We start from the raw sequence: 13,621 nt of genomic DNA on the forward strand, positions 1-13,621 counted from the left end.
GTTACCAATTCCTCTGGAACAATTTCTTACGTGTGATCCACACAAGGCTGTCAGCGATCAGGCGTAGGATCTCCGTTCACCTCGTTTCGTCGCTGTCCCTGTGTATCACTGCCAGAGACGCAAACACCATGCCCCCAGCAAGCTTGAATACCCGACATGCCACTCTTTCGCCTCAGGTGGCCCCGCCAGTTGATGCACCACCTGTGGCCCAGGGCAAATCCAGCCTGGCCGCGGTGCCAACAGCAGAGCCACCTACCCGTGCGCAACAGGCCGAGGTGCGAGGCAAACTGGGGGATCTGGACGAAATGCTGAAGACTCTGAGGGAGCTTGCAGCCTCGAAAAACGCCGATACCCCCGTGAACAAAAGCGTGTTCCTGAACAAAGACTCACCGTTGATACCGCCGAACGGTTCCACCGAGCCGGGTACCAACCGGCTGGAGAACATGCTCAAGTTTTATGGCATCGTGCCATCTGATCCAAAGACACCGGAGCAACTGCAAGCAGCCATTTATGCCGTGGCAGATGCCCGCAGCGAAATCGCCCTGGGTCTGGATAATACTTCCAGTAATGCCGATGGCTTGTTGCACAAGACTAACGAGCCGGCTATCTCTGCATGGGTCGCCGAGCAGGAGGCCAAGCACAAGCGGCCTTTGCTCAGTCTGTTGACTGAGGGAATCTCGCCACAGGCCCTTGAAAAAGCCAAGGACACACCAGCAGCGGTACTGGAACTGATACTTAAGTCACCCAAAGCCAATGAGCTGATTCAACAACTGCTTAAGACCCTGGGCGGGGCTGAATTTCCACTGGATGGCGTCATTACCCGTGAGGTCAAGATCAAATTGTTGCTCAAGGCCCTGACCTTGAGCCTGGACCCGGTGCAAGGCCAAAAGCCGGGGCATATCGCCGGCTTTGACCTGGCGTCGAGTGAGCGTTGGAACCAAAGCTACCCAGCCATCAAGTCCGAGTTCAGGCAACACTTGGTCAGCACAAGGCAGTTATCCAGCGACCAGGCCTATCTGGCGGCCTATATCCTGAAACCCCAGTTCCCGGCCGACTTTGCCGTACGTGATACACCGGCAGAACTGCCTTACCAGGGATCGGCGGCGTGGGTGAACTTCAAGCACGGCGTCAGCCTGGCCGAAGCGATAAAACCAGGCTCTTCGCGGCACATGAGTTTTCAGGAGCTGGTTGACCTGCCAGCCAAGTTCAGCGAGCAAGCGACGACGGACGAGCAGTGGGCGGTTATCGCGTCGACCCGTATCCCGGCGACGTTGGATTGGGCCGTGGCACAAGGGCTGCTCCCACAAAAACAGGACTACTCCCAGGAGGAGATCAATACAGCAGTCGCCGCACTGGATGCCCACGTCGATAAGGTGGTGTCGGCAGCCCAGCAATTGTCAGCGGATGTGCCGATGCGCAAGGATTATTTCGAGCGTATGGCGCGGGGTACTTCACGCACCGAAGTGCTGAGCCTGTTCAGCCCTTTGTTTCTTCTGTACAGGCATCTCAATGGCGAGAAAATCACGCCGGCCGAGGTCAGCTATCAATACCCTGTCTATGATCAAGCCACGTTCAAAACGGCGTTCGACAAGTACCTGAAGGATACAAAGTCAGCCTATGCAAAACTGATCACCGACCAGTTGTCCCAACTCCCGCTAAAAGACCGCAGGGCCATTGAACAGGGAGATGTCACGGTTTACGCACTTAGGACCAAACCCGACTCAGCCAAGGAAACTGATGACGATAAAAAGGCAGCAATCACACGCCCGGCATTTATTCTCAAGGCGGTACATGAGGGGCAGACAACCTACTACGAGATCAATCCTGTCAAAGGTATCGCTCGGCGTCGTGACGACTTGAAACCGATTCTGGAGTCCTACAACCCGGCCGATAAAAGCTATGGCAAAGACTTCATCTCGATCGAACACTCCGCTGACGGTGTGCCTTCCGAAGAATTGGTTGTGCGCGACGCTCGTGCAGGTGGCAGGGCTGAGTTCCAGAAAAAGTGGGCGAGCTATAAGTCAGGCAAAGGTCCCAAACCTGCCAGTTTTTCTATCGTTGTCCCTCAACAACTCGCCCACTTTCCATCATCTGCCGCCCCCTCTACACGAGCCGTGCCACAAACCCTCACGTCCGAACGGTCTGAGGCTATCGCAAAGACCGCTACAGATGATCTGTTCTACGTTGATACAGACAGGCTGAAGGAGTGGGCCGAGTCCGATCCTGAGCGAGAAAGTGCCGCACAGAAAAAAGATGAGGCGTTCTGGGAGCGCGTCAAAGGTACCGCGCAGATGGTGGTTCCGCTCTGGAGCGGCATTGAAAGTCTCGTCAAGGGTGACACCAAACAGGGTGTGTTGGATCTGGTTAACGATGGGCTGTCAGCGTTAGCGGGCCCTATGGGCAAGTTTGCCGCGGGCTCGGTGCGTTTGGTTTCGCGTGCAGGCAAGATCGGAGTGCGCGCGCTACTGCCTAAGTTTGGCTCGTTGGTAAAGAAGTTTGCGGTTTCTGTGGTGCGCAATCTCAACCCCCTTGACCCCGTGATGCCTGCACTGAGGAGCAGTGGCAACAGGCTGCTGAAGTTCGGCGGCGCGCACCTGCAAAATGTTCAAGTTGGCATTGCACAGTTCAAAAAATCTGCCGTGCTTAAACTGCCCGGCCGAGGGCGTTACGACCTCTCTCCAACAATTGACCTGACCCCCAGGCCCGTTGCCCAAGGACAGACCTTGCGGGTGGCCGAAGGTATTTCCAGTGAGCAGGCACGGGTGGTGAAACGCAATAAATACAGCGATGTGATGGTCGGCGATGACGTCTATCGCTATAACCCGGGCAAACCCGAAAGCCTGGTCAAACTAGGCGGGCCTGAGGATATAGGGCCGCTTGAAGGGTTTGTGATGACCTGTGGCGCCGGAGGGCGCCGTCACAAACGGGATCTCGACGACCTGTGTTACACCAAACAGATCGAACCTGGCGGCACCCCAGTGTTCCAGGACGCCCAGGCCCTGGAGCATCGTCGCCTGATTCCGGGGGTAGGGCAGGCGAAAGGTCCGCGCACGGTCATTCACGAGCATCGTCGTTACCGCGTCAATGAAGCGGGAAACCAAGAGCTACTACCAATGGCCAGTTCACAGCCTGTGACGTACAAGGGCCGTACCACGGGGACCGTAGTCAATGAACCGGACTTTGGTTATGACGACTTTGGTGTGCCTCGGGCGGTCAACCAGCAAACGGTTGTAGTCAAGATGGATGCGATCAGCGATCTGAGTAATGACCAGCGCGTCGTCAGGGGCCTGAAGGTCAATCATGACGGCCGGCAGTACGTGGTGGTCGAGGCCGATACCGGCGTGCACTACTACGCTGAGCTGAACGGCAATGGTCAACTGGATTTTCACCGCATGACCCGCAAGGATCCACTGGACGTTGAATTTATCAAACTGTACGACCAGCATAAGGATATCTATGGCTTTGCCGCCCAGGGCCTGCCGGACAACCCGTTGGTGGTGCTGCCGACTATGGATAGCCTGGTCAAGAAGATCGTCGCTGACGAACCCATGACGCCTAAGGAAATCAACCATCTTGCCAGCGTATTGCAAGGACTGCCCCCCGAAAAACAGCGTGAAGTATTGATGGGGGTGTACGCCGCGGGGAGCAACCCCGGCCATGTGGTAGTCGCGGCAAAGCCGGTGCGACTGGCGCCGATCAAGAAACCGGCTGACTTTGCCCAACTGCCGGCAGAGCAGCAGAACCGCTTGTATGCAGAAGGGGCGAGAAAAGCCGTCGACGAGCAATTCCAGGCCACTGGCATCCGGTCAGCCAATCAACAGGTTCCAGGTCTTGCCGGTGAGGTCGCACGTAGCAACACCGCCACGGAAATGGTGGGCTGGCTTTACACACGAACAGGCGCCCCCAACTATAGCGAAATAGTCCTGAAGACCGGTGCCGGCAATTGCGACCAGATGGCCAAGGTGGCCGTTGATACCATCAATACCAGTGGCGGCCATGCGCGTATCGCGCAAGTCAAGGGGCATACTTTCGCTATCATCGGCGGCCCACCAGGGCAGCCTCGCAGCAAAGGGTTTGTGGGGCCGGAGTGGGATGACGCCTGGGTCGTTGATCCCTGGGCCGGTATCACCTGCCGAGCTGCGGATTACCCCGGGTTGTTCAAGGCGCGAATGCAAGAGTGGAGCCAGTCGGGCCGGCGCATCCTGATCAGCGATGGGGCGACGCCACCCCGTTCAGTGTGGAGTGACCCCTTGGAACCACGCTGGATAGCGGCGACCGTCGATGGCGAGGCTCAGGTGTTCCAATAGTCCCGGGCGCATCGCCCGCGACAGAAAACACCCACGCCCCTAGGGTTTTCAGAACTCCACCCTGACGCCCACAGTGCCTTTGCGCCCATCCAGCGCATTGCTATCGAGGTTGCGTTCATAACCCAGATCGCCATACAGGCTGACGCTGCTGGACATCTGCAGGGTTGCACCGGCACTCAGGTCCAGGGTGGTGGATTTCTGCTCGGTGTCGATATCCGTGACCCCGTTGAAACGCACCCGATTGGTGCCGGCCGAGGCATGCCAGACATTGGCGCGCAGATACGGCTGGACTGGCATCGACGCTACGGTATAGCTGCCCCGCAGCCTGGCGCCGAGCCGCGTGGTGATGGCGGTATCGGCGGAAAACGAAACGTCGGAAACCCCGTCATTCTGGCGATCGAGCCGGGTTTTATTGACGATCAACTGCAATTGCGGCTCCAGCACCCAGTTTGGCGCGACGGGCAGCGGTACGCCGGCTTCCACCGAGCCCAGCACATCGTGGCCCTTGGTCTTGAGCTTGAGCCCGCGATCAGACTCGCTGCTGCCATTGAGGCGGGTGCCCATCAGCACAGCATCGACGTACCAGCCATACAGGTCGATCAAGGTCCAGTACAGGCCCAGGCTGTCGCCACGCAAGGTGGTGTTGCCGGCATCCAGGTGCTGCCAGCCGCGATTGAAGCCGTCGACATTGCCCCGCAGGCGGCTATGACCGACGAAGAAGCCCACACGTTGGGTCTGCCCGTTGGCGGTGGTCCAGGCATGCACGTCGCTGCCCACCTGGAAACCGGTGACCGAACTGTCCAACCGCGGGCTGACCGTGCCGGCATAGGCCTGGCGGCTGCTGTTGCCGTACACCCGGCCCCAGCCCGCCGGGAATGAGCCGCTGCTGGCCTGGCGTGCCTGGTCGCCCATGCGCTCATGGTAGGTGCCAAGCATGGCCCGCACCGTCTGCTGCGCCGCGGGGAACAGCGCCGAATACACGGGTACTTCGGGGCGATAGATCGGGATCGGCGCTTCACCGGCCACCGGCGCAGGCAGGTCCACCGGTGTGCCTTCGGCGGGAATCGGCACCGGCAGCGGTTCCACGGGGCCCTCCGGGGCGGGCAGCGGCGGCGCCACCACGGCCGAGCGCAGGTACCACTGCTGCTGGGAGTCTGCGCTGACACCGCCCTTGAACAGGAAGTACTCGAACGCCCCGGCCGACACCGAGCCCCCCGCCAGGCTGAAGGCCTGGTCACTGCCGGTCGCGCCGTTGAGCGCTTGGACCACCTGAATGCCATCGCTCAGGGTTTCGGCGCCAGCCCCCCCAAGGTTGCTGACGTTGAGGGTCGTGCTGCCCTGAAGCGTGCCCTGGTTCACCACCAGTCTGTCACTGGCCGAGCCATCACCGCCCAATACACTTTGCAGCGCCATCTGGCCATTGTTGCCGATGTAGTTGCCATTGACCGTCAGGCTGTCGGTGGCACTGCTGCTGGCACTGGTCATATCAATCAGGCCGCTGTTATGGAGGGTGGCCAACTGGCCGGCAGTGAGGGGGCTGATGCTGCCCTGGCTGACCAACAGCACGCTGCTGCCGTCGACATTCAAGGTGCCAGTGCTGGTGCCGGTATCGCCGAGTTTGAAATCCCCGGCCAGGCTAAAACGCGAGCCATTGTCCAGGTTGACCGTTTCCCAGTTGGCGTAGCGCTCGGCGTTGGTCGCCTGGGTGTTGTCAAACGTCAGGGTATCGTTGCCCAGGCCGCCATCAATCAAGGGGGTGGCGGCGAGGGTGGCTTGCGTCAGGTTCTGCAGGAGTGCGGTGTCGTTATCCGGGCCCATATTGACTGCAGAGTTGATCGTGCCGGCGCCGATCCAGTTGAACTGATCGTTGCCAAAGCTCATGAGCACCTGGCCGTTGACCACGCCGCCGGTCAGGGTAAACAAATCATTGCCGCCGCTGACACTGACGTTACCGCCGATATACCCCCCGGAAATGCTGATGGTGTCCAAGCCAAACCCGGTCACCAGGTTGCCGTTGATCCGCCCGCCCAGCAGGGTGTAGAAGTTGTTGTCGAGCTTCATGTCGACCCGCCCGATCGTGCCCGCCGATTGGGTGGCAACATCGCCATCTTCGAACGCCCCGACGATCTCGCCGCCACTCATGTTGAACGTATCCCGCCCGTCGCCCTGGGCCAAACTGGCGACACGACCGCCGCTTTGCGCGTAGGCATCGATGCCATCACCCTGGTTGATCGCGCCAACGCTGCCGCCGCTGATTTGGATGCTATCGGCGCCATCGCCCTGGGTCACCGCCCCCACGACAGCATCCAGCTCCACACGGAAAATATTCGCCCCATTGCCCATGTTCAGCGCGCCCATGCTGCCCGATTGCGCTTGCACCAGATCGTGGCCGTCGCCAAATGTCACGGCGCTGGTGATTGCGCCATTGCCACCGGTAGGCAGGTTGAGGGTGTTGTTGCCGTTGAGGTCGGTAAAGCCGGGCGTGGTGCCGCTGTCGCAGGTGGTGGTGTCGTCGCCGGCCGTGACCACCGGTGTACAGGCCGCGTAGGCCGGTAGCGAGAGGGTGGTCATCAGGGTCGCGCCGGCCGTCCAGGCGCTCAGGTGCAGCAGAGAATATCGCCGTGTGCTCATGATCCATCCTCACTCGATGGCAACTGACATCCCGTCGCCTGCATGGGCAGGCGCGGTACGGACCATGGCAACGAGAAGCACGATAACGATAGGGGACGGCTGGTTCCGTTTCGTAAAACATCGCCAATGCAAGGGGTTGGCATGGCTTTCTCGACTGCACCTGAACCGGTGCAGTGCTTGTTCCACGTTAGCAACAGCCGCAAAGGGCCGCCACTGTCAGAATTAACAGGTACAGACCAGTTACAAGAACACAATCTCGTAGGGTTCGCGCATCCGCTCCAACAGCACCGGTGGCAGCATCGGCGCCAGGCCGATCAGCGGGTCGCCAAGCAGTTGACTGGCGTAGGCATGGGCGGCGTGGCGTTTGCGCGCCACACTCCAGGTGTCGAGGCGCACCTTGCGCGCGCACTGCCAGGGCATGCGCCCGGCTTCACGGGCGGGGCGATGCCAGGCCCAGATCGGCAATTCAAGAAGGCGCGCGCCAGTCAGCGCACAGGCAATGGCCGTGGCGCGGCCGACGGCGTCGTGGTCGGCATTGCCATCATTGCGCCAGGTGGTAAACACCACATCACCGGGTTGCAGGTAGCGGGCGATAAAGGGGCTCAATAGCTGTTCGCGAGCGGCCAGGTCGTTGTCGCAAAAACCGCCGCGAATCCACTTCAGGCTATGCAGGGGCAAGCCGAGGCGGCGCAGGGCCTCGACACTTTCCTGGGGGCGAAACACGCTCAGGCGCTGCGCCGACCATTGGTTGGAACCCGGATGACTGGCGCTGCCGTCAGTGATCGAGATCAGCTTCAAGGGGTGGTCAAGGGCGCTGAGCAGTTGCAGCAAACCACCGCAGGCCAGCACTTCGTCACCCGGGTGCGGGGCCACTACCACCACCCGCGAGCCGGCAGGCACCAGGAGGGAAGGGCTGATGGTGGGGATTTGTGCCAGTTGTGGTGCGCTGTTCCAGATTTGCGCCGGCGTATGGCGACCGTCGTTGAGAGTGGCGGGTTTGATCAATGTCACATCCTTGTCCTGATGATGCAGGTCGTGCCCCGTGGACGGGTCGACTCTCCTTTTTTATCGCGCAGGCGCCAAGGCCTGTGCGGCACACGGGCAATCCGAATCCTGGATTGCCAAGCTTGAGTATTGTTCATCACCCGGATTTCGCCGGGCAAAGTTGCAACTTTTTCAGGAAGGCTGCATCAGGCCCTTCAAATAATCGCCAAAACCGCCCTGTGCGCGGCAGTCCAGCCGCGCACTGGTGATGACCTGGGGCGCATGGCTCCAGGCAATGGTTGCGCCGCATCGCTCCAGTTGGCGCACCAGTTGCACATCTTCATGACAGGCCAGGGGTTCGAAGCCGCCGGCACGTACATAGGCACCGGCGCTGACGCCCAGGTTGGCCCCATGGATGTGCCGATGCCCGTCACAAGCCCGATAGGCCTGGTTGTAGCGGATCTGCGCGGACTCATCGAAACCTTCGCTCCAGGCATCCACCGTGACCGTGCCGCATACCGCGTCCACGCCCAGGGCCAGTTGCGCCACCAGCCAATCACTGGCCACGCGGCTGTCGGCGTCGGTGCAGGAAATCCAGCGCGCGCCCTGGTTCAACAGATGCCGTGCGCCTATTCCACGCACCTGGCCGACGTTGCGGGCCTCTACGTTCAGGCTGTGCACCCCGAATGCCTGGGCAATGGCGCTGCTGCGGTCGGTGCAGCTGTCGAGGACCACCAGGATCTGCACCTCTTCACCGAGCAAGCCCGGATGGCTGGCGGCGATCATCGCAGCCTTCAAGCACTCGGGCAGCAGCGCCTCTTCGTTGTGCACCGGGATCAGAATGCCGATCATCGCAGCCCCTCAAGGTGGGCGACCGAGGCGCTTTCGCGAGACCACAGGTCGAGTAGGAAATCACTGTCAGCCACTTGCGCCACGCGCGGCATGCCCAGGCGCTCGTGCAACAACTGGTGGACCTGTTCCGCCGTCTGCGGGCAGCCCTTGATAGGCGGGCGCCAGTGGCAGGCCAGCACCTGACCGTCGTGGGTCAACGCGGCCAGGGCCCGCTCGATCAACACGCACAGGTCATCCTGGTCGAGGTAATAGCACCACTCGCTGAGCACGATCAGTTCGAACCGGCCCTGCGGCCACTGTGCCGGCAAGCGGCTCTGGCACACCTGGGCGTGGGCAAAACCCTGCAGGCGCGCCTGGGCCAAGGCCACCGCCTTGGCCGCGGTGTCGCAACACACCAGTTGGTCACAGCGCGGCGCCAGTTCGGCGCTTAATTCGCCATTGGCGCAGCCGGGCTCGAAAATCGAGGAGTAGCGCGGTTTGCTCAGCAACCCCAGGGTCAAGGCCCGTTTGCGCTGCTCGTACCAGCGCTGGCGAAAGGCCCAAGGGTCGTCATTGTCGACAAACAGCTGATCGAAATAGGCGGTGGCAACACTCATACAAACACCACTTCAAAAGGTTGCAGTAGCCGCTCCAGCACATGGGGCGGCAATACGGGCGGCAAGTCGATCTGCGGATCACCCTCCAACTGGCTGGTGAACGCGTGCAGGGCGTGGCGCTTGCGCGCTACGGCAGCGGGCGTCAGGGCGATCTTGTGCGCACGGTGCCAGGGCACCCGCGTGTCCTCTGGGGTTGCCCAGTGCCAGGTCCATACCGGCAACTCGATCAACTGCGCGCCTACGGCCCGGGCCGCCTGGGCACTGGCGCGGCCTACGGCTTCGTGGTCGCAATGGCCGTCTTCGCGCCAGGTGGTGAACACCACGTCGTGGGGGTGCAAGTGTTGCTGGATAAATTCAACCAGTGCCGGTTCCCGCGCCTGTACCTGGCTGTCGGAAAAACCACCACGCAGCCAGCTCAGCCGTTGCGGCGACCAGCCCAGGCGGTGCAGCGCCTCGGCCGACTCCTGGGGGCGCACCTCGCGTAAACGCTGGCGCGGCCAGCGGGCCGAGCCGGGATGACTGGCGCAACCATCGGTCACCGAGACCAGCAGCAACTCGCGGTCCAGTGCCGCCAAGCCTTGCAACAGGCCGCCACAGCCCAGTACTTCATCGTCTGGGTGGGGCGCAATAATTACCGCGCGACAGCCAGCAGGCACCAGTTGCGCGACGCTGATCAGGGGCAGGCCGGCGACCCGAGTGGAGCCTTGCCAGGCGCGCAGCGAGGTGCCTTGGCCGACAATCGGGTTGGCGTTCACAGCTGCCACGTCCCTGGTGATTGCTGCGACAGCTGCTGGCCGAGGGCCGCCAAGTCACGCTCGGCGTGGCTTTGGCGCAAGTACACCGGCAAGTCGGCGATCAGCCGGGCAAAGTGCGGGTCCTGGCAATACGGCCCGGCGCCCATGGCCCGGCCAACGTGATGGATGACCTCGTTGGCCGTCGCCTCAATGACTGCCCGCGCCCGGCGGGCGAGCAGTTGGGCATTGGCCTGGGGTTGCTCATCGATCTGCCGCGCAGCGCTGCGCAACACCATGGCGCCAGCATGCAACGCCATGTCCACCGCGCCCAGGTGGGCCAGGGCATGGGGTTCTTCGCGGCGGCCACAGTGTTCGCGCAGGGCCTCGGCCAAACGTTGCGCCGCGCCGTACCAACAGGCGGCGATACCAACCCCGCCTTGCCAGAAACCCGGGCGTTGCAGGTAATCCCCTGGACCGCCGACCGCTACTGCAACGGCGTTGTCGAAAACCACCTCGACACTTGCACAGGCTTGCATACCCACGGCTCGCCAGCCGTCGCCGGTCACTTCGACACCCGGCTGAGCCATCGCCACCGCGACCAGCTGTTGGCGTTGCTGCTCATCCCAGGCAGTCAGTAATCCATGACTGACCACCGCAGCGCCGGAGCACCAGGCCTTGCGGCCCTCCAGCAGCAGCTGGCTGCCGGCACGTCTGACCTGCACCCGGGCCGCCGGCGGTTCGGCGGCCCACATGCCCCAAGTGCTGCCCGCTGGTGGGGCCGGGGCATTGAGTTCGGCCATGATTGCCAGCGCGTCAGTGTGCCCTTCGTACAACTTGCACAGGCTCAAATCGTGGCCGGCCACCTGGGCCAACTGGCTGAAACGCACCAGTGTCTGCCCGCCACCGGGGCGCGGCAACTGGTCCAGGCCAGCGTCCACCAGGGCCTTGAGGGTCAGGCCAAGGCCCTCGATTTCAGCCAGTGGGTGGCGGTTGAGTAGTAGAAAATCGTGCAATGCCATTTCACACCTCTTCCTCATGCTGCAGTTCGAACAGTAGCAGCGAGCGCCCGGTCACGGCATATTCGTGGTCAAAGTCAAAGCGCTCCTGACCGCGCACGGCCGGCTGGTTGGTGTCGACCATGCAGGTCCAGAAGCCGCCATCCGGCACTTGGGGCAAACGGAAGTTCACCAGGTCATGGTGCGCGTTCACCACCAGCAGCAGCGTAGCATCGGCCCCTGGCCGGCGAATCCCGGTTTCCTGGGCACGCCCGTCCATCAACATCCCCAGGCAACGGCCCTGGCTGTCTTCCCATTGTTCGATGGACATTTCGTTGCCATCGGGGGCCAGCCAGGTCACGTCCTTGACCCCGATGTCTTCGTTGTAGTCGCCCACCAGGAAGCGCCCGCGACGCAGGATGGGGTAGGCCAGGCGCAGCTTGATCAGGCGCTTGACGAACTTGAGCAAGGACTTGCCATCTTCATCCAGCTCCCAGTTGACCCAGCCGATTTCACTGTCCTGGCAATAGGCGTTGTTGTTGCCGTGCTGGGTACGTGCGAACTCGTCCCCGGCCACCAGCATCGGCGTGCCCTGGGCCAGCAGCAGGGTGGCGAAGAAGTTACGCATCTGGCGCAGGCGCAGCGCGTTGATCTCGGGGTCTTCGGTGGGGCCTTCGACGCCGTGGTTCCACGACAGGTTGTTATTGCTGCCGTCCTGGTTGTTCTCGTCGTTGGCTTCGTTGTGCTTGTCGTTGTAGGACACCAGGTCGTGGAGGGTGAAGCCATCGTGGGCGGTGATGAAGTTCACCGAACTGTAGGGGCGGCGCCCGCGCTGGTTGAACATTTCGCCGGAAGCGGTCATGCGCCCGGCAAAGTCGGCCAGTTGCCCATCATCGCCTTTCCAGAACGCGCGCACGGTGTCGCGGAAACGGTCATTCCATTCCACCCAGCCTGGCGGGAAGTTGCCCACCTGATAACCACCGGGGCCCACATCCCAGGGTTCGGCGATCATTTTCACCTGGCGCAGCACCGGGTCCTGCCGGCAGGCGACCAGGAAGCTGTGGCGCTCGTCGAAACCGTCGTGGTAGCGCCCGAGAATGGTCGCCAGGTCGAAGCGGAAACCATCCACATGCATTTCCGTGGCCCAGTAGCGCAGGGAGTCGGTGACCATTTGCAGCACGCAGGGGTGGCTCAGGTCCAGGGTGTTGCCGGTCCCGGAATCGTTGATGTAGAAGCGCTTGTCGTCGGGCATCAGGCGGTAGTAGGAGGCATTGTCGATGCCGCGCATGGACAGCGTCGGGCCCTGCTCGTTGCCTTCGGCGGTGTGGTTGTAGACCACATCGAGGATCACCTCCAGCTTGGCTTCGTGCAGGTGCGCGACCATTTCCTTGAATTCGGCGATCTTGCCACTGGCCAGGTAGCGCGGGTCGGGGGCAAAGAAGGCGATGCTGTTGTAGCCCCAATAGTTGGTCATGCCTTTTTGCAACAGGTGCTGGTCATTGACGAAGGCATGGATTGGCAGCAGCTCTACGGATGACACGCCCAGTTGGCGAATGTGCTTGAGCACGTCATCGACCATCAGCCCGGCGCAGGTGCCGCGCACCGCCTCAGGGACCGAAGGATGGCGCATGCTGATGCCGCGCAAGTGGGTCTCGTAGATGATCGTGCGATCCCAGGGCGTGCGCACCGGCTGGTCGTTGCCCCAGGTGTGGGCCGGGTCGATGACTTTGCATTTGGGCACGAAGGGCGCGCTGTCGCGCTCATCAAAGCTCAGGTCGGCATCCGGGTGGCCGATGGTGTAGCCAAACAGGGCTTCGGACCACTTGAGCTCACCCACCAGTTGCTTGGCATAGGGGTCGATCAACAATTTGTGATGGTTGAAACGATGGCCATTGGCAGGATCGTAGGCGCCGTAGACGCGGTAGCCATAGATCAGCCCGGGGTGGGCGTCGGGCAAGTAGCCGTGGAACGTCTCGTCGGTGTATTCCGGCAGTTCGATGCGCTCCAGTTCTACTTCGCCGGTATCGTCGAACAGGCACAGCTCGACCTTGGTCGCATTGGCCGAGAACAGCGCGAAATTGACCCCCAGACCGTCCCAGGTCGCGCCGAGGGGGAAGGGCAAGCCTTCACGAATCCGCGATGGCTCGGTATCGGGTGTCTTGCTCATAGTGTTGCTCCTGCAAAGTTTTTCCGGGCCGAACGGGGCCGTGCTGACATCAGGTCAGATCAATCGTTGAGCTGTTTTGTAGGCGCCGGCGAGCCGGCTCCTACAGGAAGGTGGGGTCAGCCGACGGGCTTGCGTGGGGCTCGGGGCTTTTTGGCGGCGGCGGGTTTTTCCGCAGGCGGCTTTGCCTTGGCCGCCGGTTTGGCCTTGGGTTTGCTGGGTGTCAGGGCCTCGGCTTCGGCCAGTTTGCGGGCCATTTCCCAATGGCGGGCTTCCTGGCCTTCGGGCTTACCTTCGGACTCCCAGATCTGATACGCGAATTCACGGACGCGCTTGTCTTCGGTGCTCATCGCAATGC

9 protein-coding genes are annotated in these 13,621 nt (G+C 61.8%); 1 reads left to right on the plus strand and 8 read right to left on the minus strand.

Annotation, left to right across the window (positions count from 1 at the left end):
* The first annotated feature begins 203 nt into the window (after nt 1-203).
* Entirely contained in the window at nt 204-4,307 is a 4,104-nt protein-coding gene (locus tag FIV38_RS18280; protein WP_092236787.1) for a hypothetical protein, read from the plus strand.
* A gap of 48 nt (nt 4,308-4,355) precedes the next feature.
* On the opposite strand, the gene FIV38_RS18285 is transcribed toward FIV38_RS18280, so the two are convergent.
* The 8 genes from FIV38_RS18285 to FIV38_RS18320 form a co-directional block, all read right to left on the minus strand.
* Entirely contained in the window at nt 4,356-6,938 is a 2,583-nt protein-coding gene (locus tag FIV38_RS18285) for an autotransporter family protein (RefSeq protein WP_092236782.1), read from the minus strand.
* 240 nt (nt 6,939-7,178) lie between these two features.
* Nucleotides 7,179-7,940 carry a PIG-L deacetylase family protein gene (locus FIV38_RS18290; protein WP_029291613.1) on the minus strand — a complete coding sequence of 254 codons (762 nt, stop codon included), beginning with the start codon at nt 7,938-7,940 and terminating at the stop codon, nt 7,179-7,181.
* Nucleotides 7,941-8,114: 174 nt separating this feature from the next.
* Nucleotides 8,115-8,774 (minus strand): glycosyltransferase family 2 protein, encoded by a 660-nt coding sequence (locus FIV38_RS18295; protein WP_092236780.1) that lies wholly within the window; start codon nt 8,772-8,774, stop codon nt 8,115-8,117.
* Nucleotides 8,771-9,370 carry an SAM-dependent methyltransferase gene (locus tag FIV38_RS18300; protein ID WP_092236778.1) on the minus strand — a complete coding sequence of 200 codons (600 nt, stop codon included), beginning with the start codon at nt 9,368-9,370 and terminating at the stop codon, nt 8,771-8,773. Before FIV38_RS18300 ends, FIV38_RS18295 begins: the two co-directional genes overlap by 4 nt.
* Complete coding sequence (locus tag FIV38_RS18305) at nt 9,367-10,125, minus strand: PIG-L deacetylase family protein (protein WP_092236776.1); 759 nt, start codon at nt 10,123-10,125, stop codon at nt 9,367-9,369. Before FIV38_RS18305 ends, FIV38_RS18300 begins: the two co-directional genes overlap by 4 nt.
* A complete protein-coding gene (locus tag FIV38_RS18310; RefSeq protein WP_092236773.1) occupies nt 10,122-11,123 on the minus strand; it encodes an acyl-CoA dehydrogenase family protein in 1,002 nt (333 codons plus the stop codon). The genes FIV38_RS18305 and FIV38_RS18310 overlap by 4 nt, the downstream gene beginning before the upstream one ends.
* Before the next feature lies 1 nt (nt 11,124).
* Nucleotides 11,125-13,266 (minus strand): glycogen debranching protein GlgX, encoded by a 2,142-nt coding sequence (gene glgX, locus FIV38_RS18315; protein WP_029291626.1) that lies wholly within the window; start codon nt 13,264-13,266, stop codon nt 11,125-11,127.
* 116 nt (nt 13,267-13,382) lie between these two features.
* The gene (locus FIV38_RS18320) at nt 13,383-13,613 is read right to left on the minus strand and encodes a DUF2934 domain-containing protein (RefSeq protein ID WP_029291629.1); all 231 of its coding nucleotides are present in this window, start codon (nt 13,611-13,613) and stop codon (nt 13,383-13,385) included.
* Between the last annotated feature and the right edge of the window lie 8 nt (nt 13,614-13,621).

It is taken from the genome of Pseudomonas proteolytica (genome assembly GCF_007858275.1).
Classification (GTDB): domain Bacteria; phylum Pseudomonadota; class Gammaproteobacteria; order Pseudomonadales; family Pseudomonadaceae; genus Aquipseudomonas; species Aquipseudomonas proteolytica.

Coding starts and splice junctions, on each gene's coding strand:
- glgX (WP_029291626.1), bottom strand. CDS start 13,266: ATGAGCAAGACACCCGATACCGAGCCATCGCGGATTCGTGAAGGCTTG.
- FIV38_RS18285 (WP_092236782.1), bottom strand. CDS start 6,938: ATGAGCACACGGCGATATTCTCTGCTGCACCTGAGCGCCTGGACGGCC.
- FIV38_RS18310 (WP_092236773.1), bottom strand. CDS start 11,123: ATGGCATTGCACGATTTTCTACTACTCAACCGCCACCCACTGGCTGAA.
- FIV38_RS18300 (WP_092236778.1), bottom strand. CDS start 9,370: ATGAGTGTTGCCACCGCCTATTTCGATCAGCTGTTTGTCGACAATGAC.
- FIV38_RS18295 (WP_092236780.1), bottom strand. CDS start 8,774: ATGATCGGCATTCTGATCCCGGTGCACAACGAAGAGGCGCTGCTGCCC.
- FIV38_RS18320 (WP_029291629.1), bottom strand. CDS start 13,613: ATGAGCACCGAAGACAAGCGCGTCCGTGAATTCGCGTATCAGATCTGG.